Source organism: Cytobacillus solani, assembly GCF_006704205.1.
GTDB lineage: Bacteria > Bacillota > Bacilli > Bacillales > Cytobacillaceae > Cytobacillus > Cytobacillus solani.
This window is the reverse complement of the sequence record NZ_CP041305.1, coordinates 1,173,473-1,197,494: the sequence shown is the minus strand read 5'-3', so window position 1 is coordinate 1,197,494 and position 24,022 is coordinate 1,173,473. Positions and strand designations below refer to the sequence as shown.

Here is a 24,022-nt window from a genome sequence, read left to right as displayed (position 1 = left end):
ATTAAAGGTTTTATCCATCTCGAGTGGTGGCAGGCATCTAAAAAGGAAGGTGAGTGTAATGGAGAAAAAGTTTGAAACAATGTTATTACATAGTGTTAAGAAGGAAAAAAAGCCGATTAAAAGCAAGATTACACCGATCTATCAAACATCTGCATTTACTTTTGATAATTTAGATGATTTAGAAGGGTTTTATCAAGGAGAAGGGAATTACTTATACTCTCGTACAGGGAACCCGAATCCGGATGAACTGGGTCAGGCGGTTGCAGCGATTGAAGGTGCACCAGCAGGCGTTGCAACTTCATCAGGCTTATCTGCTATTTTAGCAGGGGTGCTTGCTGTAGTGAAAAGCGGGGATCATATTATAGCAGCTGATGATGTATATGGCGGAAGCTTTCATCTGCTAAAAGAGGAATTAAGTCAGCTTGGCATTGAAACAACCTTTGTTGCTTTTTCTAACCTTTCCAAGGTTGAAGATTCGATTAAACCGAATACAAAGCTTTTGTATACAGAATCAATTACAAATCCGCTGCTAAGAGTGGAGAATTTAGAAGCGGTTATTGATCTTGCAAAAAAACGCAATCTTCACACACTTGTTGATAATACTTTTGCTACACCGTTTTATTGTAATCCTTATCTATTAGGTGTTGATTTAGTTATCCATAGCGCAACGAAGTATATTGGAGGCCATAGCGATGTGACATCAGGTGTGGTTGTTGGAAGGGAAGACTTAGTTGGATTAGCGCGGGCAAAGGTAGTGAATCTTGGGGCAAATGTAAGTCCGTTTGAGGCATGGCTAACATGCCGGGGATTAAAAACACTTGCACTACGCATGAAATCACAATCATTCAATGCCAGGAAGCTAGCTGAGGCATTTTTAGGAAACTCGAATGTTGCTAAAGTTTATTATCCGTTTAATGAGCTGGAATTAGGATACGGCGCGATGGTATCAATTGAACTTGCAAAGAATGTGGACATCCATCAATTTTTCAAATCACTTTCCTGGATAAAAATTGTTCCTACATTAGCTGGGGTAGAAACAACGGTTTCTCATCCGCTCACTACTTCTCATCGTGCGTTGCCGCCGGAGGCAAGTAAAGCCTTAGGGATCACAGAAGAAGTTGTCCGAATCTCAGTGGGGATTGAGCATGTGGATGATATTATTCATACTTTTGAAGAGGCAATTCATCGTTCTGTTTTGAATTAAAATAATCTTTCATAAAATTTATTAAAAAGTCTCGATAACCTGCTTTATCGAGGCTTTGCCATATGCTTTAAAAATTTGAAATTGTTGTCCTTAATTCCTCAGTTGAAACAGCCTCATTAATTTCTATTAGAAGATTAGACAATAACTGAATATCCATTTCTGAATTCTGGCTCATTTCTTTATTATCCATGCTATTTTGTAAAACATCATTAAATACAGTGGTTGTGTTTGTTAGTTCTGTAATTCCGGTATCCACTACATGATAAATTGTATTGATTTGCAATATAACATTTATTACTAAAGTGTAAATAGGAAAGCCGCTTTTATCTTGATTAAGATTGAATGTCCGCTAGTGGTGCAAGGCAATCGCGAACACTTTTAAATACGTCTTAAGTCTTAGTTGGATTTAAGGTTGTGGTCTATGGAAGGGATTGTGTATATCATGTATCCTTATTGGTAAGGATGGAATTGTTTTTATTTTTAAGCTGAAACTTTGATTTCGTTCATACGTATAAATAATAAGGATTAAATGTCAGGAGTCGATTGTGTGATGAATCAGTTCTTAGTCTTTATTGTGCGAATGTTACTAAGCATCCCTACGACCTTTATTGTTTGGTTATTAAGTTTTTTCGCATTCGATCAAACGTTTTTACTATCGGGTGCTATTTCTCTAGGAGCTGGGTATCTCACTTATTTGATAAGTGGACTGGTTCTAAAGAAACGCTTTTTGAAAAAGCATCAATTAACAAGGAAAGAATACCAGTATATTAAGAAAAATTTAGATGAAGCGAAAGGGAAAATTAATCGATTGCATAAATCGCTGCTTTCTATTCGCCATATTCCCTCACTTAAGCAGAGAGTGGATTTTACCCGGACAACACGAAAAATATACAGTCTAACCAAAAAAGAGCCAAAGCGATTTTACAAGGCGGAACAATTTTATTTTTCTCATTTGGATTCGGCGGTAGAGCTATCTGAGAAATATGTATTCTTATCTGCTCAGCCAAAGAAAACATATGAGTTAGATCAGTCTTTATATGAGACACGTAAGACATTGGAACAGTTATCTTCATTAGTAGAAGAAGATTTGTATCAAGTCATTTCAGATGATATTGATCACCTGAATTTCGAAATCGATGTGGCAAAGCATTCAATTAAAACGATAAAAGATTCCCGAAATCTTAATGAAAGCAGGCGATTAAAATGAGTGAAAACAATCCATCCCTGTTGAAAAATACAAGTCAGGCAAATTTAATGGATGATCTTCTTTCCAATCCGTTTGGTGAAAAACAGGAACTTCCGAGTATGCAAACCAAGGAGGAAAAGCCTGTTAAGCTTATTGATGTCATTCCAGAGGAAAACAGAATAAAGGCTTATCAGCTTGCTGAACAAATTGATCCGAAAAACCACCAGGCAATGATTTCGTATGGGACACCTGCACAATCGAAGCTATTAACCTTTTCTCATACGATGTTAGAGCATGTCCAGAAGAAGGATATTGGAGAAGTAGGGGAAATAATTAGTGAATTAATGCAAAAGTTTAATGAGGTCAATCCTGATGAATTACATGCACAGCCGCCATCCTTCTTTGCTAAGATGTTTGGAAAGTTATCGAGTTCCATCCAAGAAACTCTTTCCAAATATCAAAAAACAGGGGCACAAATCGACCGTATTAGTGTGAAGCTGGAACGCAGCAAAAATATTCTATTATCAGATGTTGTCATGCTTGAAAAACTCTATGAAAATAATAAAGAATACTTTCACGCTTTGAATGTGTATATTGCAGCAGGAGAAATTAAGCTTGAGGAATTACATCAAAAAACAATTCCAGAGCTGAAGAAAGCTGCAGAAAGCTCAAATGACCAGATGAAGTTTCAAGAAGTAAATGATATGATCCAATTTGCTGATCGATTAGATAAACGTTTATATGATTTAAAATTAAGCCGAGAGGTAACTATCCAAAGCGCTCCGCAAATTCGCCTGATTCAAAATACGAACCAAGCGCTCGTTGAAAAAATTCAATCATCGATTATGACCGCGATTCCGCTTTGGAAGAATCAAGTTGCGATTGCGCTAACTCTAATCAGGCAGCGTCATGCAGTAGAGGCACAAAAACAAGTATCTAAAACGACGAATGAACTGCTTCTAAAGAATGCTGAAATGCTTAAAACGAATACCATTGAAACAGCGAGAGAAAATGAGCGAGGGCTTGTGGATATTGAAACATTGAAGAAAACACAGGAAAGCCTGATCTCCACCTTAGAGGAAACGCTGAAAATTCAAGAGGAAGGCCGTCATAAACGCCGTCTTGCTGAAAATGAACTGGCAGCAATGGAAAGTGATTTAAGGCAAAAGCTAATAGAAATTAAAGGATGACAATAAGTAGTACCTTGAAGAAGCACGTATGAATCAAACATTTGATTCATACGTGCTCTTCTGCTTTAGGCTGCCGATAAGAATTATTTTCTTCTGTTATAATGACTCATATACTTTTAAAAAAGGATGATTCACTATGTATTTGACAATTAAAGAAACAGCAGAGTATCTCTCTTATCCAGAATCATATATTAAAGGCCTAGTTCAACAAAAACGAATTCGTGCAATTTTTGATGGACAGCAATATTTAATCAATAAAGATCAATTTACTACTCATTTACGGCAAGTCGAAAAATATAAGGAAATTGTAGAAGAAATCCTAAATGAACCAATTCCAGAAGATGTAGATGTGAAGGATGAAGATTAAAGGTAATTGCGTCTTCTAAAAACACATTGTTTTACAATTAAAATTATTTGATATAGTCTATAAATAGAAAATATTCAAAGGGGGAACGAACATGTTTGATATTACAATTATTGGGGCTGGTCCTACAGGGGCAAGTGCTGCATTATTTGCTGCAAAAGCAGGAAAAAAAGTATTGGTTATTGATAGTGATAAAAGTGTTACAAAGCGTGCATGGGTAGAAAACCATTATGGAGTAATGGAGATTACTGGCCCTGAGTTAGTTGAGATAGGTAAAAAACAGGCAGCTAAATTTGGCGCAGAGCTTAAAAAAGCAACCGTGGAAAATATCGAGAAAACTGAATCTGGCTTCACGATTCATACGGGTGATCAATCATTTGAATCGAAGCATGTTATCTTTGCAACTGGGATGCTGACAGATCTAGCAGAAAAAATTGGTTTACATACAAAGCCTGGTACAGAGCCGCGTATTAAGACGATCTTAGACTTAGATGCCAATGGGAAGACAAATATCGAAGGTATCTGGGGAGCAGGCACAGTTGCTGGTGTAAGTATGCATACAATCATTACAGCTGGCGATGGCGCAAGAGTAGCGATTAACGTAATCAGTGAATTAAATGGTGAGCGATATGTTGACCATGACATAATGAAATAAATAATTTGCTCAAAACCGGTATCATACCAATTTGGTAGAGACTGGTTTTTTTTATGTGTTCTTGCCTATGATTAATGGACTGTAAGGTTCATATTTATTTGTAACTAGAAGTTTATGACTAGCTAAACTTAGTATTTAGTACTCTTATTTGAATTGTTTAAATATTATAATATCTTAAGTAGAATCTATTAATCTATTAGGAGGAACTATATGAAAAAGCCAGTATTAACAATTGTTCTAGCCAGTACACTAGCATTTGGTGCAGTCGGTTCACAGGCAGTTTTCGCAAAGCCGGCAGAAATTGCTCAAAATCAGCCTGTTAAAGTATTTGATCATAAGGTGATTAACAAGCTTAATGTAGAAAATATTTATAAGAATATTGAATATTTATCGAAGACTCCTAGGGTTGCAGGTACGGAAGCAGAAGATAAGGCTGTTAAGTTTATCAAAGGGCAGTTCGAATCCTATGGGTATGAAGTAGATTTGCAGCCATTTACTTTCTATGGTTATACTCCTCCTCATACAATTGAGTTGGATGTAAACGGTTATGATGGACAGCTAAATCCAGGTTCCTTTACTTATACAGTGAGTGGAGAGGTATCAGGTGAACTTGTATACGCTGGATTAGGTACAGCAAGTGACTTAGAAGGTTTGGATCTTACTGGGAAAATAGCTTTGATTAAACGCGGGGATATTTCATTTGCTGAAAAAGTGTTAAATGCCGCTAATAAAGGTGCATCAGGCGTTTTGATTTTCAATAATACTTCAGGCGCCATGAACGGTACGCTTGGAGAGGCAAATGATCAATATGTTCCTGCTGCGTCTTTATCGAAAGCAGAGGGGGATGCCCTTGCCGCTTCCTTAAGTAATGGGGAAACACACACAGCAACTTTAAAGATTGAGGGTGCAAGAACGGGGGAAAGTGTTTCTCATAATGTAATCGCAACGAAAAAACCAACTAATAAAAAGAAGGATACAAATAATGTGATCGTAGTAGGATCTCATCACGATTCAGTAGCCGGTGCACCTGGAGCGAATGATGATGCTTCCGGAACTGCTATGACACTTGAACTGGCTCGTGTATTTAAAGATTTACCGACTGATTCCGAAATTCGCTTCATTACATTTGGTGCTGAAGAATTAGGTTTGATTGGCTCAACACACTATGTTGCAAACCTTTCAGATGATGAAAAAAATCGTATCATTTCAAACTTTAATCTTGATATGGTAGGAAGCAAGGATGCTGGTGATTTAATTATGGCCACTCTAGATGGTCAGCCGAACCTTGTCACTGAGCTTGCACAGGCATCTAGTACGAGATTAAACGGAGAACCAACTCCATATTCACAGGGTGGAAGAAGCGACCATGTTCCATTTGCAGAAGCTGGAATCCCTGCCGCATTATTCATTCATAGTCCATCGGAGCCTTGGTATCATACACCAGAAGATACCATAGATAAAATTAGCAAAGAAAAGCTAGAGGATGTGGCTGAAATCGTAGGAACGGCTGTTTATGAACAAGCACGATTTGATAATATGGGACCAAAGACGAAAAAGGCAAAAAAGATTAAGGCAGATAAACAAGCTTACCATGAGCAAAATATTAGATGATTTATTTAGCAGTGCCTCCTTAGCGGGGTGCTGTTTTTGTTGTCATAGATAAAAATGAATGAAATTACAAAATTTATTAGATTAATGCCTTAAAAACAGAAAAAGTACCTAAACTAATGAATATAAGGAATGCATACAGATTGCTCATCCGATAGCTGAATGGAGGCAAAGAAAATGATACGCTTTGGAGTAATAGGAACGAATTGGATTACTGATCGATTTTTACAGGCGGTAAAGGAAATGAATGACTTTTCATTAACTGCTGTTTATTCAAGGACTTCAGATCGAGCACGTGAATTTGCTGAAAAGTATCAGGTTCATCATACATTTACATCTATTGAAGAAATGGCTATAAGTGAGGTGCTGGATGCTGTCTATATTGCCAGTCCGAATTCATTCCATGCAGGTCAGGCGATTACCTTGTTAAATCATGGCAAGCATGTATTGTGTGAGAAGCCATTCGCTTCAAATGCAGCAGAAGTAGAGAAAATGATTGAAGCAGCCAAAAGGAATGATGTACTGCTGATGGAAGCAATGAGAACAACCTTCCTTCCTAATTTTACTCTTATTAAGGAGAATCTGTATAAGCTTGGCAAAATCCGCAGGTATGCAGCAAGCTATTGTCAGTATTCCTCTAGATATGACACTTATAAGGCTGGTACCGTTTTGAATGCATTTAACCCTGTTTTCTCTAACGGGTCATTAATGGATTTAGGGGTTTATTGCATCTACCCAATGGTTGTCTTGTTTGGTGAGCCAAAGGAAGTCAAGGCAACTTGTTTCATGCTTGACTCTGGAGTTGATGGAGAGGGAAGCCTTCTTGTAAAGTATGATGAAATGGATGCAGTTATTATGCACTCAAAAATTACAGATTCCAACTTGCCTTCAGAAATACAAGGGGAGGAGGGAACGATGATCATTGATCATATTGCTGCACCTGGACATGTAGAAATTCGTTATCGGGATGGAAGAAAAGAAGTTATTTCTACTATGCAGGAAGGGGATGGGATGTATGATGAAGCAAGGGCTTTTGTGGATCTAATTAAGCAAGGAAAAAAAGAGTCCTCTATTAATTCCCATCGGAACTCTTATGTGACAGCAGCTATTTTAGACGCAGCCAGGGAAGAAATGGGTCTTATTTTTCCGGCAGATAATAATAGAAAGCCTTGCTAAATTCGGCAAGGCTTAGGTACATTAATATCCTTTTTTATAATCAACTAAATTAATCGCAGGAGTTTCCCTTTGTATATAGCTTTTCAAATTCGGAATGAATATATCTTCTATCACACGTTTCGTATAATGTTCTGTTGACCCGGATGTGTGTGGAGTAATAATGACATTTTCATGCTCCCATAATGGGCTTTCTTCGTCCAAAGGCTCCTTTTCGAATACATCAAGACCTGCCCCTGAAATTTCCCCATCTTGTAAGGCCTTAATAAGATCAGGTTCTACCACGATGCTTCCTCTGCCTATATTAATGAAGAAAGAAGAAGGCTTCATCATGTTAAATTGCTCTGTTCCAAATAGATGATGGGTTTCCTTTGTATAAGGAAGTGTGACCACGACATAGTCACAATGTGACAGCACTTCATTTAAATGCTGGAGTGTATACATGATATCTACATATTCTTCAGGTTTTCCCGAATGCCGAAAGCCAATGACTTTCATCCCAAATGCCTTGGCTATCTTCGCTGTTTCTTTGCCGATGGCGCCAATTCCTAAAATCGCAATGGTTTTCCCGTGTAATTCAAGATTTAAGCCAGCATGATCCCATTTTTTTGTTTGTTGATTTTTTACATATGTATGGATTTTACGAGTTAAAGCAAGCATAAGGGCGAAGATGGTTTCTGAGATTGGATAAGCATGTACACCATTTGCTGAGGTTGTAAGAATATTTTTAGCTTCTAATTCTTGCAATGGCAAGCTATTCACTCCAGCTGACCAAGCTTGCAGCCAGCATAGTTTAGACTGGTGCCCGGATATCATTCCTTCCATTTCCTTCTTCCAGCTAACAATAACTTCCGCCTCATTCAAGTGCTCGGACCAGATGCTTTTTTCTTTTCCAATAACAAGATCCCAGTCAGGGATGATGACTTTTATTTTTTCTATGAGACTTTGATCAAGGTTTTGAGTAATCACTAGCTTTCTATTTTGCATCCCAATCCCTCCATATATAATATATTATTGCAAAAAGAGGAGGATCCAGTAAGGATCGACCTCTTTTCACAGAATTAATATAAGGTTTTTCGAATTTGAGAACTGTCTAGCGCAAGCCGCTTACGTTTTCCGAGTTATGACAAAAATTCATGCGGATTTAAGCCAAGTTCCATACAAATTTCAGTAACGATTTGTTTCTCGCTTGGGTCAAAATGGCCGTCTGCATAACCGATAGCAATACAATAGCGTGCAACCAATCTAGCAATTTCCGGCTTTGATCGAATACGTCCTAATGCTTTGAATGCTTCGGCTCGTCCAATAATAGAATCTCTTTCAATTTTTTGCACAAATAAATTAAATTGTTGTATAACTTTGTTTGTATCAAATACTCTTAATTCCTCGCTCTGGTTGACAAATTCAATCATTTTTTGACGCTCAGTTTGATCAAGTCTGCCATCAGCAAGTGCTACAAGTGCACAGGCAGCTACTACTGCATCCATAACGTCTTGACTCTTATAGCGGGTAAATAGCTCTTGAGCCCTTCTTTTTTGCTGATTCGCCCATTGAGCATAATCGGTTTGGTTGGGTGACCAGGTATGGTTACAGTTGTTACAAGTGAACTTTAATTGGTTTTTCCCAATAAATCCGCCTAATAGTCCCACTGGACCTAAAATAAGTCCGCCAATCGCTGCTTTTCCAAGTCCGAAGCCCTTTTCTCCAGTTCTAACATTGGAAGACCCACAGCGTATACAATTGATATTGTCACCTCCATAAGCATGAGAGGAGGAGTTAGTTTGTCCATATGTAGACTGGTTAGTCGTTGATGCGTAGCCGGATTGTCCATAAGAAGGCTGATTATAGGACGAATTAGATTGTCCAGCTTGACCAAACCCAGGCTGATTATAAGGAGAATTGTATTGTCCATTTTGTCCAAAAACAGGTTGATTGAATGTACTTTGCTGCTGAGTCGACTGCCCATAGATTGGTTGATTGTATGTTGAGTTTTGCTGAGTATTAAAAGCTTGTGTGCTGCCAAAGGATGGACTGTTTTGCTGCTGGTATTCTGATTGAATGGCAGGCTGTACGGATGGCTCATCGTCAACCGTTACACCGAAATTACGGCATAGTGCTGCTAAACCCCCTTGGAATCCACTTGCAATGGCGTTAAATTTCCATTCGCCATTATGGCGGTAAAGCTCAGCTGCAACTATGGCCGTCTCTACCGTAAATTCACGACCAAGATCAAAGCGAATTAATTCTTCATTAGTAAAAGCGTTAAATATTCTTACATAGGCATTCGAAACATGTCCGAAGCTTTGCCCTTTTGCCTGGGCATCGTGGATCGTAATCGTGAAGGCGATGCGGTGAATGGAAGGTGGAACTTTATTCAGCTCAATTTTGATTTGCTCATCATCGCTTGCACCAGCACCTGTTCTGTTATCGCCGCTGTAAATAATTGATCCGTTTCCGCCAGATGGATTATTATAGAAGACGAAATCCAGATCACTTTGAACCTTTCCGGAAGGACCTACTAAAAATGCAGAAGCATCTAAGTCATAATTTGAATGGCTTCCGCTAACATCCCATCCTAATCCGACAACAACCATTTCCAAACCTGGATTGGTCTTCGTTAAATCTACCTTTTGCCCTTTGCGTAAAGTAACCCCCACAACATTCACTCCTTAAAATAATGCAGTTAGTTATTTAACGTTTATATGTGTAAAAAGTTTCAACTAATTCGTCATTTCATATGTTTATTATAGTTCACTAGTCTACTAAAAAGAAAATAATATCCCTTACAAAAAATGGTCAGTCTCATCATGAGACTGACCATTATAATCATTTTTTACCAAAGAGCTGGCTTTGCAACCATGAACCAAAGCATGATCATGAGAAGGATGAGATAGAGCCAGCTTGACCATGAAAGTTTTTTGACTAATGCGTGCTGGTTTTGTTTAGGCTCAAAAAAAACACGAAGTGTAGGTGTATACGCACGAGCCAAGAAAAATATAGAACCGAACATCACGATTAAGGTTGCAATAATCCATGGTGTTTTCCATGTCCATGGGCCCATTGCAATCAGTAACACACCGCTACCAACTAAGACATGTCCAGCATGTTTAACGAGTCTGACAGAAAATCGAATGATATCGATATAGGCTTGTTGAACATTTACATCGGCAGCACGCAGTTTTTTTACAATTGGAATTAATATAATGAAAGGTCCAATTGAGAAAACCGCACTACCAACATGAAGGAAAACAATAAATCGGTAAAGAGTATCCATTACTCCGAAACTGGACGGAATTCATGCACCCATACCCTCATTTGCGGCAGCCATGGCATACCAGGGTGGAAAGAAAGAATTGATTCTTTATACTCCTCTACATTTTCGTAGCCTTCTTGCTTAGCATGTTCATCCGTTAACTCACCAAGTGCTTGAGAATAAACATTTTCAACGATAAAGCCTTTTCCTTTAAGAGTCATAATTTCACCGATGTCCGCATAGCGTCCATTTCGGCGTGTAGCCGTTTTTTTGCCTGTAAGCACTTTTTCAATATCTTCAGGAACCGTTACTAATTTATCGATTGTACATGTTTTTGGCGGCAGCTCTTGATTATTATGTTGATTTGTCACCTGAATTCCTCCTTTTTTCTTCCCATTGCATAGATGTTATTATAATTTAAATGAGCTTTTTAATGAAACAATCCGGTTGAATACCGTTTTCTCAGAAGTAGAATGCTTCGGATCAACGTTAAAATAACCATGACGGAAAAATTGGAATTTGTCCTGCGGCTTAACATCCTTCATATTAGGCTCTACAAACCCTTGAACAATTTCAAGTGAGTTAGCATTGACGTAGTCAAGGAATGTTTTTTCCTCAGGAATTTCTTCGTTCATTTCTGCATCAAGGATTAACGGTTCATACAGGCGAAACTCTGCGGGAACGGCATTTTTTGCATCTACCCAATGGATCGTTCCTTTTACTTTTCGGCCTGTAAAGCCTGTCCCGCTCTTTGTTTCAGGGTCATATGTGCAGTGAATCTCAACGACTTTTCCGTTTTCATCTTTAATGACGTCATTGCATTTAATGAAGTACGCATGCTTTAGCCGCACTTCGTTCCCTGGGAAGAGTCGGAAGTATTTTTTAGGCGGATCTTCCATGAAGTCATCCTGTTCAATATAAATCTCTCTTGAGAATGGGATTTGGCGAGAACCCATTTCAAGATTTTCAGGGTTGATTTCAGCATCAAGCATTTCAACTTTATCTTCCGGATAATTTGTAATGACTACTTTTAATGGATTAAGCACACCCATTGTACGCGGTACTTCAAGCTTTAAGTCTTCTCTGACAAAATGCTCAAGCATTGCCTCATCGACTGCTCCATAGCCTTTTGAAACGCCTGTTGCTTTAACAAACTCCCGAATGGCTCCTGGTGTGAAGCCTTTTCTTCTTAAACCAGAAATCGTTGGCATGCGTGGATCATCCCAGCCATCGACAAAGCCTTCGTCTACAAGCTTTTTCAGTTTACGTTTGCTCATTACAGTATTTGTAATGTTCAGGCGTCCAAATTCAATTTGCTGTGGCTTGCTTTCCATTTCACATTCCTCAACGACCCAGTTGTATAACGGGCGCTGATCTTCAAATTCAGTGGTACAAATCGAATGTGTTACATTTTCAATTGCATCTTCAAGCGGATGGGCAAAAGCATACATTGGATAAATGCACCACTTATCACCTGTATTGTGATGGATAGCATGTGCTACGCGGTAAATAACTGGATCACGCATGTTTAAATTTGGTGAGGCCATATCAATCTTTGCCCGCAAAACTTTACTGCCGTTTTCAAATTCACCGTTGCGCATACGCTCAAATAAATCAAGATTTTCTTCAATTGTACGATTGCGATAAGGGCTGTCTTTTCCAGGTTCTGTGAGTGTGCCGCGATATTCTCGGATCTCTTCTTGAGATAATTCATCAACATATGCTTTTCCTTTTTTGATTAAAAGGACCGCGCGGTTATACATTTCTTCAAAATAATCAGATGCAAAGCGCAGCTCATCCCATTCATAACCAAGCCATTTAACGTCTTCTTTAATAGAATCTACATATTCTTGGTCTTCCTTTAATGGATTCGTATCATCGAAGCGTAAATTTGTTTTTCCTTCAAAATCATCTGCAAGACCGAAGTTAATAATAATCGATTTGGCATGACCGATATGAAGGTATCCATTCGGCTCAGGAGGAAAGCGGGTAATAATTTCTTTATGCTTTCCAGTCTCCAAATCTTCAATCATAATATTTTTAATAAAATTGGATGAATTATTTTCCAAACCTGTATCAGCCTTTCTATAATATATACTTTTTCTTTATTTTACTGATTTCTTATAGGTAAATCAATCAGGGACAATGACGGGCACCGGAAGAATGTGACAAAAAACTCTGCATGCTGACGAAATTCTTTCTAAAAGCCTGTTTCAAATTATTTAAAAGCGGATAATTAGATAGAAAAGCACATGAATTTTTTCCTATTATTAAAATTGTTACAATGGAATACAATAATGTAATCAAAATATTATAGATAATTTGTTAGAATACAAGAAAGAGTTGAAGAAATTTGTTGAATCGTGGTCTTGACCCTTCAGCTTTTTCTGTTGAAATTGTTTATATTTCAAAATAATGTTCGTGGGGGAAACATGATGACAATAGATGAGAAGCTAAATAATAAAGTGTATTACCATACGTTGATCGCCGAAAATGAGGATTTGCATTCAATGAAACATCTCGGAGATCTTTATATGGAGGAGCAGAAGAAGGAGTTATCTGATTTATCCTATATTCGCTTCTCGCAAGGAGAAGTTTATTTCCATCACCGGGATTATGAAGCGGCTATTTTTAAATGGGAGAATATAAGTAATGAACTAGAGCCATGGGCAAAGAAAAATATGGCTGATGCCTATTTTGAGCTTGAACTGCTTTCAACTGCGGAGGATATTTATCAATCCATTCATACCGATTCAGACGTATTAAAAACAGAAGTACTTCTACAGCTGTTTTCTTTATACATAGAGCAGGGAAAGCTTGAACGGGCTGTTGAAGTGATTAAAGATGCAGTAACCTTAAATCCTGACTACTCGGAAGTAACAGAGATTGCTCGATCCTTTTTCGAGGAGTACCAAGATTGGAATAATGCAGTGGAGCTTGCGGTAAATGAATCTGTTCGCACGGGGAATCTACAGTGGTACGATATTCTCCACACATATGTTGAACAAGGCAAAATGATGAAAATGCCGCCAAATGATTTCAATGAGGTTCTTCATACACTATATAAAGTTGATTTAATGAAGTTTGAGGCACTAACCGTGTCATTTTGGAAGTGTTATAAGAAAGGTGAGTTTTATTTTTCTTGGCTTAAAGAGATTAATCATATTCTTCTGCATAAAGACGGGAGCAAGGCACATATATGGCGTGAGTTATCTGAACTCTATCAAAATACGTATATTGAATTAATCGATGGCAAGTATTTAATCAAAGAATTATCACACCTTATCCCGAATCACCTAACGAATTGGCTGAAACTGGCTGACTCACCTCATACTTTGTTTGCAGCTGCTTCCACACTGGCATGGAGTGAAATTTTCACTTCAGGGATAGAACCGGAAATCATCAATAAAGCAGAAAGTTTATTAAAGAGAACTGCAGGGAGTGGAGATAGTCTTGAAGAAGGGTATCTTCTATTTGAATCTATTGTACATTGGGCAAAGAAGAATGGGATCGAATTAGGAAAACGTTTTGGCTGGATGGTGAAAGAGCTGCTGGATTTGAATACACATCATATTCTTTTAGCTAGCACAGATGATCGAAATAAATCGAATTTTATTCAATCAACTATTGGCAGTAATCCAATGCATGAGATATCTTCCATCCCAGCTATTTACAAGAATAGTGATACACCTGAAATAATGGAAATATCTGATGAAGAATTTAGAGAATTTGCTAATCTCTCAGAGCATTCCGTTCACCCGCAAGCAATTATCCAATATAAGCAGCCGATGTCTTTTTTGTGTGACAATGAAATTACAATTATTAATACACCTAGGATGACTGGAGAGTACAAGTTCAGGAATGGAGTATTTCAATACTTGCAGCTTGCAGATAGCTTATTATTTATTCTTGATTCAGATGAACTTTTTTCAGAGAAAGAGCTCGAGGCAGCGTTGAAAATTCGAGAGAAGGCACCAAATCTGCCTATCCATTTTTTAGTCAATAACAACGATCAAGAGGTAATTGACCAAGTTTCTGCACAAGTGCATACGTATTTCCCGAAAGTAAGGATTCTTGCTAACTCCACTGCTGATTTTGAGTTGAATGGTCTCTCGAATTTTATAGCTGAAATAAAAAATAATCGAAATCTAGAAGAGGAACGTACATCTAAAGTACATCATTATATCCGTAAAACAATTAAGTATCTGTTAGAAAGACGCGTTGAAATGGAAAATAGCTTTATTGATGCGATTAAATGGAATGAAGAGATGGTAACGAAGCTTAAAGGGGCAACGAATCAATTAAGTGATCTGGAAGAAGAGAAGATCCGAACAATAAAAAGAGCTTTTCGAAAAATGGTAGATGATATGAAATTAGAAGTAACAGAGGAAATTCCCAAATTACTGCGAGAATGCTCGGAGCTTATTACAGAGGACTGTGACTTTGGAAAAATTCATATCAAACTAAATGAGGAAATGAATGAAAGAGTTCAGAATTATATGGATGAAAATATACTCCCAAACATTCATTATGCATTTCAAAGTTGGATTGCTGAAGCAAAGACCGAGTTTGACCAGAGTCAAAGTTTTCTAAATGAAATGTGTGCAGGCTTCAATGACCTTTATGGCGATGAGAAAATCAAGCTGGACTGTGACTTTAAATTATTGGATGATTGGCGGCGGGATGCTGATAGGATGACCAGAGGATCGGTTCAGCTAGAAAAAATGAATATACTTCTGCGTTTTACTCCATCCCAATTTTTATTAAAAAGTGCAGGCAAACTATTTAACGCCATACCTCAAAATAAGGCTTTAATTCTTAATAAGTATAAGCAATATATCGAAAATGAGGATTATAGCAGTGTATCTGTTACGATTTCAAATCAGCTGACTCAGCCGTTTGAACTATTCGAAAAGGCGTTAGATCGAGATATACACATGTTTTTTGATCATCCATTTTCCGTATTAAATGATGCTTTAGATGAAGCAAGTAAAGAAATAGAATGGAATAAAGAGTCATTAAGGGAAATGAGAATGAATCCGGAAACCTATCGAGATCCGCTAACATTATTCCAGCTGAAACTTCGACAATTTGAATGGATGACAAAAGCTGGCGAATCACTTCATCAGTATCAGTAAGTTATTTCTATGAAACAGACATAAACTTTATTGAATCCATATGAGCCGGCGGAAGTAATCTATCTTCCGCCTTAAATCTGAAAAATATCACCGAGATTTATGACAACCTTCTAAAATACATTCTGATGGACTTGAATAAGAATGTTATTTTTAGCAGGGAGGAGGAGAAAATAAGTGAGCTTTAAAAAGAAGCAATTTCTTGCATTGGGCTTAACGGTCTTTTGTATGGTTCTATTAATGTTTGTGATCCTATTCATGGCCAATTTGATGAGATCGAATATGATAGAAATTGTCCAAGACCGATATTTTAAAGTGAAGCAGGTAACGGAAATTAGGCAATTATTTGATCAAGCCGATCGTCAGCTTCTAAGAATTGTTGTAGATAATGAAGAAATTGATACTCCTATTTTTTCCGAGTCTTTGAAAACTAACCACGCTAGTATTCAATCGAGACTCATGGATATTCAGGAATCAGTAAATACTAAAAAAGGAAAAAGGAATGTAGACACAATTGAATCAGCCTATCGTTCGTATTATGAGATGGAGAAGCAATTCCTTATAGAGTTAAAGAATGGGGAAACTAATAATCTTAAGTCTTTGTATGATAATGAACGAGAAAATCGGGATGAGCTATTGTCTCATTTAGACCAGTTTAAAGATTATCAAGAATCGTTAATGGAAGAATCATTGAAAAATGCCACAAATACATATAGTACGCTCGTGATTGTACTCATCTCTGCTGTTGCAGTTGCACTTATATTAATCATTATAGTGACTCTTTGGTTAATTAGAAGCACAAGCAGAAATATTCATTCGATAACAAAAGGAATAAAGAAAATCGATTTTACAAATTTAACAAGGATCCCGAGGTTAGATGTAAATACAAAAGATGAAATAGGTGAAATTGCGTCCGCATTTAATTCAATGGCAGCTTCGTTGGAAACTTATAGTGCAAAGGAAATGCAGTATACATTGGAGATTACTGAACAAAACTGGGTAACGACTCATTCGTCTAGCATTGTTCATCTTTATAGTCATCATGTAACAATTGAAGGGCTTGCAGAAGAATTAATAAACAAATTAGCGGATGTGCTTGAAGCGAAACTTGGTGGTTTTTATTTGAAGGAAGAAGGGAAAAAGCCTATTTTCCGTAAAATTGCTTCCTATGCAGCAGATGTGAATAACCAGGCAGGAAGAGACTATTTTTTCGAAGGAGAAGGACTTGTTGGGCAGTGTGCAATTGATGGAAAAGTATTTTTCTTAAATGAGGTCCCTGACGATTATCAGGTGATTTCAACAGGGCTGGGGACAATCAAACCAAAAAGTATATTAATGGCACCTATATTGCTAAAGGATGAGGTGTTAGCTGTTATTGAACTAGCTAGCTTACAAGCCTTTACATCTACACAGGTAAAGCTATTGGAAGAAGTGCTTGGAACCCTTGGGATAGCAATAACAAATATTCTTGGAAGAATGGAGATTGCCTGTCTGCTTCAAGAGTCACAGGCAAAGACAGAAGAATTGCAAATGCAATCGGAGGAGCTGCAAACTCAATCAGAGGAATTACAATCACAATCAGAGGAAATGCAGACACAAGCAGAGGAACTGCGCATGATCAATGAGCAATTAGAAGAGCGAACGAAGGATGCTGAGCTTAAATCAGAAGAACTTCAAGCAGCAAAGGAGAGTTTAGAAGAAAAGGCACGTGAACTTCTGCAAAGTTCGAAATATAAATCTGAGTTTCTAGCAAATATGTCCCATGAGCTTCGGACACCATTAAATAGCATTTTATTACTTTCTGAAATGATGACAGAAGATCCAGAGCATGGCTTGAACGAAGAGCAGATTGAATTTGCCAAGGTCATCCATTCATCGGGTCAGGACCTGCTAAATTTAATTAATGATATATTGGATCTGTCAAAGGTTGAGGTAGGGAAACTTGATATTCATTTTGAAGAGGTGAACATTAACGAATTTGCCGAACGAATAAATCGTCACTTCATGCCATTCGCTAAGCAAAAAAATCTTGATTTTACTGTCAATGTAATCGATAATGCACCACATTCTGTTTTTACAGATGAACAGCGCTTACAGCAAATTATTAAAAATCTGCTTTCAAATGCCTTTAAATTTACTGAGAAAGGCTCTGTTTCTGTTTCAGTAGAAGAAGCAAAAAGGCAAGAATATCTTGAATTATCTCTTGGAAAAGAGGCAGATACATGGCTAAAAGTAGTTGTTTCTGATACTGGAATTGGTATTCCAGAAGAGAAACATGAGGAAATTTTCGAAGCTTTCCAGCAAGTGGATGGAGCCACCATGAGAAAATATGGGGGTACAGGGCTTGGATTATCTATCACAAAAGAGTTTGCTCAGCTTCTAGGCGGGGTATGTAAAGTACAAAGCAAAGAAGGGGCAGGAAGCAGCTTCACTTTACTTATCCCTAGCTTGCCGGAAGGGCTGTCAGCAATAGAGGAAAATAAAGTGAAAGAGGAGGCTGCCTCTGCCATAGCAGATGAACTGCTTACTGAACAAATGATGGATTACCAGCCAGTGGAATCAGTGGAATCTTTTGATGAGAATTCAACTGTTTTAAAAGGAAAAACAGTCCTTGTTGTTGATGATGACCATCGTAATATTTTTGCGGCTAAAAATGCTCTCGAAAAGGAGGGGATGAATGTCAAAACGGCTGAAAATGGAATGGAATGTTTAAAAATAATAGAAGAAGCAAACAAAATTGACATCGTGTTAATGGATATTATGATGCCAATCATGGATGGGTATGAAACTATGAAACGCATTCGTGGAATGGAGATACATCAGGAGGTACCAATCATCGCTTTAACCGCAAAAGCAATGAAAAGTGATCGCCGCAAGTGCATTGAATCAGGTGCTTCTGATTACATCAGTAAGCCGTTGAACCTCGAACAGCTATTATCTGTGATGAGGGTGTGGCTGTCATAGCACTGTATTAAAGGAAACGATTTTTATGGAGAAGTGATGCTTAAGAATGCCAAGAATAAATAAGGAAGAATTAGAGCTTGAATTGCTTTTATTAGCCATATTTCGGCTTTCAGGCTATGATTTCAGACAATATATGAAATCTTCTATTATGAGAAGAGTTCAAAACCGTTTAAATCAAGAGAGACTGTCAAATATTGCTAGTCTGACAGAAAGGGTCATTCATGATGAAGCATATTTGAATAAAATATTGGGTGATTTCTCGATCAATGTGACTGAGATGTTTAGGGATCCGTCCTTCTTTAATGCCTTGCGCAAGGAGGTCGTTCCTTATTTAAAGGAGCTGCCAGAAATCCGTATATGGCATGCGGGCTGTTCTACTGGGGAGGAAGTCTTTTCCATGGCTATTTTATTGGAGGAGGAAGGGCTTAGAGACCGAGCAAAAATTTATGCAACGGACATGAATGAAAAAGTCCTTTCAAAAGCAGAACAAGGAATCATTCCACTTCAAAAAATGCAGACATATACCAAAAACTACATGCTAGCTGGGGGAAAGCAATCCTTTTCAGAATACTATACAGCTGATTGTGAGTATGCCTATTTAAACCCTAATTTGCTGGAAAAGGTTGTTTTCGCCCAACATAATTTAGTGACTGATCGCTCATTTAATGAATTTCATGTTATCATCTGCCGGAATGTCTTAATCTATTTTAATGTTAAACTGCAGTCACATGTCCTTGATTTATTTAATGAAAGTTTAAGTGCGAATGGATTTCTCGGATTAGGAAGTAAGGAATCGATTCGCACAGAAGCGAATTTTTTTGAAGACTTTAATATGAAAGAAAAGATCTTCCAAAAAAAAGAACTAAAATATGTTGCAATTAGATAAGGAAAAATAGAGCGTTTCATTATGCTCTATTTTTTTTTGTTCCATTCATGGTAATTGTAATGTTACTTAGCTTTTGATAAAATAATATTATGTAACATTAACCTGTAGGAGGAATAACGGTGGAATATGTCGATCCTATAAGAGACATAAATAAAATTCTTGCCATAAAAAAGAATTTACGAAACCAGTCATCAAGGGATCTATTGTTATTTGTATTAGGAATTAATACTGGGATTAGAGTACATGACTTACTGTCCCTAAAAGTTTGTGATGTTTGGGATGGGACCTGCGCGAAAGAATTCCTTTATATAAGTGATGAAAAAAGCGAAGAAAAGAAGGGCTTTTACATTAATAATCAAGTAAAAATGGCTTTAGATAAGTATTTAGCAAACTCAAAGTTACAAGATTGTGATTACCTTTTTAAATCTAAAAAAAATAACCTGCCTATCACACGTCAGCAGGCTTATCGAATTATTAATCAAGCTGCAAAAGAAGTGGGGATTAGCGGGAAAATAGGTACACACACGCTGAGAAAAACCTTTGGCTATCACGCTTACCGTAAGGGCATTGCTATTTCAATATTAATGGCGATCTATAATCATCATACTCCAGCAGAAACATTACGTTATATAGGAATTGAGAAGAACGAAAAGCAGTTAATAAAAGTAGATGTGAACTTATAAATACAATAAAAAGGCTCTTCCTCTTACGAATGTGTAAGTGGAAGAGCACATATGATTAATCTTCATCATCTATGTCCAGCGGTTCAATCATTCGAACATGCTTTAGTTCCTTCACGATGTCTTCTGTTACATTTACTTGCAGTGTTTCTTTATCTCTCATAAATTTAAATACACCATTATTAAAATCTGTGCCATGGTCCTTAAAGAATATTCCTTCAAATTCAACATCTTTCGTATAGTTGAAACTTAAACGATAGACTTCTCCTTCTCTCGTCAGATACGCACGGACCCCTTTTTCGAATTGCCCCTCATGGTCTCTTAGTGCACGAGAAACGGAAATGAGATGTAAATCTACGAAAGGAATTTCACGTAATAATGAGTTAATAATGGACCCCTTAGCAATTTGCTCCCATCGGCTCTGAGCTGTCTGGCCTAAAATAATTTGAGTTATTTTCTTTTCTCTTGCGATTTCTGCAATCACTTTTGAAATCGGCCGTTTTTCATTATCTTTTAGGATAAATTCCTCTGCATTATGTTGCTCAGCTAGCTGTTTCCATCTCGTGATATAATCTGATTTTTCTGCATCCAGCTCATCAAAAGGCAAACGATCAACGGTTAGGATATATAGTGGACAATCTAGCATATGTGCTATATTACAACCACGCTGAATGAGACGTTCACCATTTGGCCCATAATAGACGCAGACGAGGATGCTTTCGTCCATACGCCCTTTGAATTTCTTCATTTAATACTCACCTCAAAGTTAGATGAAATTTAGGTGGCACGGTTAGACTATGTATGACTATAGCTTATGCGCTCGTTTCAGTCAATATCAACCACAGGTAATTTAACAAAATACATTTCTTTTTAGACTCAACGTCAGGAGGGGGAATTTGATGTCCTGGTTACATCTTATGATATTCATCCCATTTATTTTTGCTATCTTTGTCCCATTTGTTTATAAATGGTTTTCAGGAAAAGTACATACTGGATGGTTTGTGCTCGCTGCTCCACTTGCAGTATTTCTATATTTATTAAAGTATATTCCTTCTATTTCAAAGGGGGAAACGCTCCGCTTAGACCTTCAGTGGATGCCATCATTAGGAATAAATTATACCGCATATATCGATGGTCTAAGCCTTATTTTTGGTTTATTAATTACTGGTGTAGGGGCGCTAGTTGTTTTGTATTCGATTTACTATATGTCAAAGGAAAGAGAAGCGCTTCATAACTTCTATGTCTATATGCTGTTATTCATGGGGGCAATGCTTGGACTTGTCATTTCAGATAATATTTTAGTTTTATATGTGTTTTGGGAATTAACCAGCATTTCATCATTCTTATTAATCGCCTACTGGTACCAGCGGAAGAATTCTCGAAATGGTGCCCAAAAGTCGATGTTAATTACCATCTTTGGCGGTCTTGCTATGCTAGCAGGAATGATTATGCTTTCAATGATGGCGGACACATATAGCATACGTGAAATGTTCGGACATGTGAATCGAATAACAGAGCATCCTTTATTTCTTCCTGCAATGATTCTTATTCTTTTAGGGGCATTTACGAAATCTGCTCAATTCCCATTCAGTATATGGCTGCCAGATGCGATGGAAGCACCTACCCCTATAAGTGCCTATTTACATTCTGCAACGATGGTCAAGGCAGGCATTTACTTAGTAGCCCGATTTACTCCTGTATTTGGGGGAACATCTGAGTGGTTTTGGATTGTATCATGCATTGGATTAATTACATTAATGTATGGCTCGGTTAATGCTGTTAATCAAAAGGATTTAAAAGGGTTATTAGCTTACTCGACAATAAGTCAATTAGGGTTAATCATGAGCCTTCTTGGGATCGGTTCGGCATCTTTATATTTTGGATATGGAGATGAGTCAACAGTATATGCCTTTGCTGTATTAGCTGCACTATTTCACTTAATTAACCACTCCACCTTTAAAGGGAGCTTGTTTATGATTGTTGGCATTATCGACCATGAAACAGGTACGCGTGATATTCGGAAATTAGGCGGGTTGATGAGCTTGATGCCAATATCATTTACATTAACAATCATAGGAAGCTTTGCGATGGCAGGACTTCCGCCTTTTAATGGTTTTTTAAGCAAAGAAATGTTTTTTACAGGTGTCCTGACTGTTTTCGAATCACCGGTGTTCGGGATGAAGAGCCTCAGTTTGTTATTTCCGATCATTGCATGGGTAGCGAGTGTTTTTACATTTATTTATTGCATGATTCTCGTATTTAAAACATTTATGGGAAAACACCGTCCGGAACGACTGGATAAGGAAGCACATGAAGCTCCAATTGGCATGCTGATCCCACCAATCATTCTTAGCTGTTTAGTCATTGTTATATTCTTTTTCCCTAATATCGTTTCAGATCATTTACTGCAGCCTGCTTTGACTGCCGTTCTCCCGCAATTTGCTGGAACAGGCGGGATTGAGGTGAAGATTACCCCTTGGCATGGATGGAGTACCGAGTTATTTATGACATTGGGTGTTATTGGTTTTGGTGTACTTATGTATCGTTCTTTAAAAAAGTGGTCCCCGCTTTATGGTTATTTCCCTCAAGCACTAACGTTAAATGGAATATATAATCATTCACTTGCAGGTATGGAAAGAATCTCGCTGATATTGACAAAACAATATATGACCGGCTTTGTCCGAGATTATTTGGTTTATATTTTTACGTTTATGATCTTTTTACTTGGATGGTCACTTTGGTTATCAAACGATCTCTCGTTTGATCTATCAAATAATGCACCCATTCACTTATATGAAGGCGGGGTAATTCTCGCGATGCTTATTGCTGCTCTCACTGTGCTTTTTTCTAAATCTAGATTTACGGCGATTATCGCTGTCGGTGCACTAGGATATCTTGTCTCCCTATTCTTTGTCATTTTCCGTGCACCAGATTTAGCATTAACACAGTTAGTTGTTGAAACAGTGACAGCAGCGTTATTCCTATTATGCTTCTATCATTTACCAGAGCTGCGCAAGGAAAGAAGCAGTATTCCGTTTAAATTAACCAATTTGCTTGTATCGCTGGGAGTAGGAACAGTCGTTACTTTAATTGCATTATCAGCGAATAATCATCGGCTTTTTGAATCGATTTCAAGTTACTTTGAAGATTCCTATACACTTGCCGGTGCGAAAAATATCGTTAATGCCATACTTGTTGACTTCCGTGGCTTAGATACCATGCTAGAAATTCTGGTGCTTTGTATAGCAGGATTAGGCGTTTACACACTAATAAAGCTTCAATTAGCTGGGAAGGAGAAGAAATGAAACCGAACGATGTCATTTTACATTCAGTAACAAAGGTAGCGGTCTTTATTATATTGACGTTTTCCATTTACCTTTTTTTCGGAGGCCATCATAATCCTGGCGGGGGATTTATCGGTGGGCTTAGTGTAGCCTCAGGGTTAGTTCTTCTCTATTTAACCTTTGATATTGAAACGGTAAGAAGGAATATCCCCGTTGATTTTAAAAAAGTAGCAGCCTTTGGTGTATTAATTGCAATCTTTACCGGAGCGAGTTCTTTATTGTTTGATAAACCCTTTTTGAATCAAGCTTTCGGTTATTTTAATCTTCCTATCTTTGGGAAAACAGAACTTGCAACTGCCGTTCTATTTGACGTTGGCGTTGCCCTAGCGGTTATTGGAACAGCAGTAACAATTATCTTAAGCATAAGTGAGGATGGATAA

Annotated in this window: 20 protein-coding genes; 13 read left to right on the top strand and 7 right to left on the bottom strand. The window is 37.6% G+C overall.

From position 1 onward, the window contains the following. Positions 1 to 58 precede the first annotated feature (58 nt). Positions 59 to 1,204: a trans-sulfuration enzyme family protein gene (locus FI644_RS06060; RefSeq protein WP_142108164.1), complete on the top strand. Its 1,146-nt coding sequence runs from the start codon at positions 59 to 61 to the stop codon at positions 1,202 to 1,204. Positions 1,205 to 1,271: 67 nt separating this feature from the next. On the opposite strand, the gene FI644_RS06055 is transcribed toward FI644_RS06060, so the two are convergent. Beyond that, a complete protein-coding gene (locus FI644_RS06055) occupies positions 1,272 to 1,487 on the bottom strand; it encodes a hypothetical protein (RefSeq protein WP_053479206.1) in 216 nt (71 codons plus the stop codon). Between the two features lie 267 nt (positions 1,488 to 1,754). Here FI644_RS06055 and FI644_RS06050 point away from each other — a divergent pair, with 267 nt between their 5' ends. The 6 genes from FI644_RS06050 to FI644_RS06025 all read left to right on the top strand — a co-directional run bounded on the left by FI644_RS06050 (position 1,755) and on the right by FI644_RS06025 (position 7,383). Beyond that, positions 1,755 to 2,411: a 5-bromo-4-chloroindolyl phosphate hydrolysis family protein gene (locus tag FI644_RS06050; RefSeq protein ID WP_053479322.1), complete on the top strand. Its 657-nt coding sequence runs from the start codon at positions 1,755 to 1,757 to the stop codon at positions 2,409 to 2,411. Next, positions 2,408 to 3,580, top strand: coding sequence for a toxic anion resistance protein (locus tag FI644_RS06045; RefSeq protein WP_053479205.1), 1,173 nt, complete (start codon positions 2,408 to 2,410; stop codon positions 3,578 to 3,580). Before FI644_RS06050 ends, FI644_RS06045 begins: the two co-directional genes overlap by 4 nt. 136 nt (positions 3,581 to 3,716) lie before the next feature. After that, entirely contained in the window at positions 3,717 to 3,947 is a 231-nt protein-coding gene (locus FI644_RS06040; RefSeq protein WP_053479204.1) for an excisionase family DNA-binding protein, read from the top strand. Positions 3,948 to 4,038: 91 nt separating this feature from the next. Beyond that, positions 4,039 to 4,599: an FAD-dependent oxidoreductase gene (locus FI644_RS06035; protein WP_053479203.1), complete on the top strand. Its 561-nt coding sequence runs from the start codon at positions 4,039 to 4,041 to the stop codon at positions 4,597 to 4,599. 210 nt (positions 4,600 to 4,809) lie between these two features. Further along, positions 4,810 to 6,210: a M20/M25/M40 family metallo-hydrolase gene (locus FI644_RS06030; RefSeq protein ID WP_142108163.1), complete on the top strand. Its 1,401-nt coding sequence runs from the start codon at positions 4,810 to 4,812 to the stop codon at positions 6,208 to 6,210. Between the two features lie 174 nt (positions 6,211 to 6,384). Further along, positions 6,385 to 7,383, top strand: a complete 999-nt coding sequence (locus FI644_RS06025) for a Gfo/Idh/MocA family protein (RefSeq protein WP_142108162.1) — start codon at positions 6,385 to 6,387, stop codon at positions 7,381 to 7,383. Positions 7,384 to 7,404: 21 nt separating this feature from the next. Here the strand turns inward: FI644_RS06025 and FI644_RS06020 are convergent, their stop codons facing one another. The 5 genes from FI644_RS06020 to FI644_RS06000 all read right to left on the bottom strand — a co-directional run bounded on the left by FI644_RS06020 (position 7,405) and on the right by FI644_RS06000 (position 12,702). Further along, entirely contained in the window at positions 7,405 to 8,367 is a 963-nt protein-coding gene (locus tag FI644_RS06020; protein ID WP_142108161.1) for a D-2-hydroxyacid dehydrogenase, read from the bottom strand. Between the two features lie 134 nt (positions 8,368 to 8,501). Beyond that, positions 8,502 to 10,037, bottom strand: a complete 1,536-nt coding sequence (locus FI644_RS06015; RefSeq protein ID WP_142108160.1) for a TerD family protein — start codon at positions 10,035 to 10,037, stop codon at positions 8,502 to 8,504. A 176-nt stretch (positions 10,038 to 10,213) separates the two neighbouring features. Next, a complete protein-coding gene (locus tag FI644_RS06010; protein ID WP_053479198.1) occupies positions 10,214 to 10,654 on the bottom strand; it encodes a hypothetical protein in 441 nt (146 codons plus the stop codon). Beyond that, a complete protein-coding gene (locus FI644_RS06005; RefSeq protein WP_053479197.1) occupies positions 10,654 to 11,004 on the bottom strand; it encodes an ASCH domain-containing protein in 351 nt (116 codons plus the stop codon). Before FI644_RS06005 ends, FI644_RS06010 begins: the two co-directional genes overlap by 1 nt. 39 nt (positions 11,005 to 11,043) lie before the next feature. Beyond that, the gene (locus FI644_RS06000; protein WP_142108159.1) at positions 11,044 to 12,702 is read right to left on the bottom strand and encodes a glutamine--tRNA ligase/YqeY domain fusion protein; all 1,659 of its coding nucleotides are present in this window, start codon (positions 12,700 to 12,702) and stop codon (positions 11,044 to 11,046) included. A 363-nt stretch (positions 12,703 to 13,065) separates the two neighbouring features. On the opposite strand from FI644_RS06000, the gene FI644_RS05995 reads away from it, so the two are divergent. The 4 genes from FI644_RS05995 (at position 13,066) to FI644_RS05980 (ending at position 20,301) form a co-directional block, all read left to right on the top strand. Next, positions 13,066 to 15,771, top strand: coding sequence for a GTP-binding protein (locus FI644_RS05995; RefSeq protein WP_246067031.1), 2,706 nt, complete (start codon positions 13,066 to 13,068; stop codon positions 15,769 to 15,771). A gap of 174 nt (positions 15,772 to 15,945) precedes the next feature. Then, positions 15,946 to 18,732, top strand: coding sequence for a response regulator (locus tag FI644_RS05990; RefSeq protein ID WP_142108157.1), 2,787 nt, complete (start codon positions 15,946 to 15,948; stop codon positions 18,730 to 18,732). Between the two features lie 46 nt (positions 18,733 to 18,778). After that, positions 18,779 to 19,618 (top strand): CheR family methyltransferase, encoded by an 840-nt coding sequence (locus FI644_RS05985; protein ID WP_053479193.1) that lies wholly within the window; start codon positions 18,779 to 18,781, stop codon positions 19,616 to 19,618. A gap of 119 nt (positions 19,619 to 19,737) precedes the next feature. Beyond that, complete coding sequence (locus tag FI644_RS05980) at positions 19,738 to 20,301, top strand: tyrosine-type recombinase/integrase (protein WP_053479192.1); 564 nt, start codon at positions 19,738 to 19,740, stop codon at positions 20,299 to 20,301. 55 nt (positions 20,302 to 20,356) lie between these two features. On the opposite strand, the gene FI644_RS05975 is transcribed toward FI644_RS05980, so the two are convergent. Beyond that, positions 20,357 to 21,046, bottom strand: coding sequence for a universal stress protein (locus FI644_RS05975; protein WP_053479191.1), 690 nt, complete (start codon positions 21,044 to 21,046; stop codon positions 20,357 to 20,359). 151 nt (positions 21,047 to 21,197) lie between these two features. Between FI644_RS05975 and FI644_RS05970 the strand changes: the two genes are divergently transcribed. Both FI644_RS05970 and FI644_RS05965 read left to right on the top strand, forming a co-directional pair. Then, on the top strand, positions 21,198 to 23,603 hold the full coding sequence (locus tag FI644_RS05970; RefSeq protein WP_053479190.1) for a Na+/H+ antiporter subunit A: 2,406 nt from the start codon (positions 21,198 to 21,200) through the stop codon (positions 23,601 to 23,603). Then, complete coding sequence (locus FI644_RS05965) at positions 23,600 to 24,022, top strand: Na(+)/H(+) antiporter subunit B (RefSeq protein WP_053479189.1); 423 nt, start codon at positions 23,600 to 23,602, stop codon at positions 24,020 to 24,022. Before FI644_RS05970 ends, FI644_RS05965 begins: the two co-directional genes overlap by 4 nt.

Coding starts and splice junctions, on each gene's coding strand:
- FI644_RS06025 (WP_142108162.1), top strand. CDS start 6,385: ATGATACGCTTTGGAGTAATAGGAACGAATTGGATTACTGATCGATTT.
- FI644_RS06020 (WP_142108161.1), bottom strand. CDS start 8,367: ATGCAAAATAGAAAGCTAGTGATTACTCAAAACCTTGATCAAAGTCTC.
- FI644_RS06010 (WP_053479198.1), bottom strand. CDS start 10,654: ATGGATACTCTTTACCGATTTATTGTTTTCCTTCATGTTGGTAGTGCG.
- FI644_RS06060 (WP_142108164.1), top strand. CDS start 59: ATGGAGAAAAAGTTTGAAACAATGTTATTACATAGTGTTAAGAAGGAA.
- FI644_RS05985 (WP_053479193.1), top strand. CDS start 18,779: ATGCCAAGAATAAATAAGGAAGAATTAGAGCTTGAATTGCTTTTATTA.
- FI644_RS06050 (WP_053479322.1), top strand. CDS start 1,755: ATGAATCAGTTCTTAGTCTTTATTGTGCGAATGTTACTAAGCATCCCT.
- FI644_RS06035 (WP_053479203.1), top strand. CDS start 4,039: ATGTTTGATATTACAATTATTGGGGCTGGTCCTACAGGGGCAAGTGCT.
- FI644_RS05995 (WP_246067031.1), top strand. CDS start 13,066: ATGATGACAATAGATGAGAAGCTAAATAATAAAGTGTATTACCATACG.
- FI644_RS06045 (WP_053479205.1), top strand. CDS start 2,408: ATGAGTGAAAACAATCCATCCCTGTTGAAAAATACAAGTCAGGCAAAT.
- FI644_RS05965 (WP_053479189.1), top strand. CDS start 23,600: ATGAAACCGAACGATGTCATTTTACATTCAGTAACAAAGGTAGCGGTC.
- FI644_RS05970 (WP_053479190.1), top strand. CDS start 21,198: ATGTCCTGGTTACATCTTATGATATTCATCCCATTTATTTTTGCTATC.
- FI644_RS05975 (WP_053479191.1), bottom strand. CDS start 21,046: ATGAAGAAATTCAAAGGGCGTATGGACGAAAGCATCCTCGTCTGCGTC.
- FI644_RS06030 (WP_142108163.1), top strand. CDS start 4,810: ATGAAAAAGCCAGTATTAACAATTGTTCTAGCCAGTACACTAGCATTT.
- FI644_RS06040 (WP_053479204.1), top strand. CDS start 3,717: ATGTATTTGACAATTAAAGAAACAGCAGAGTATCTCTCTTATCCAGAA.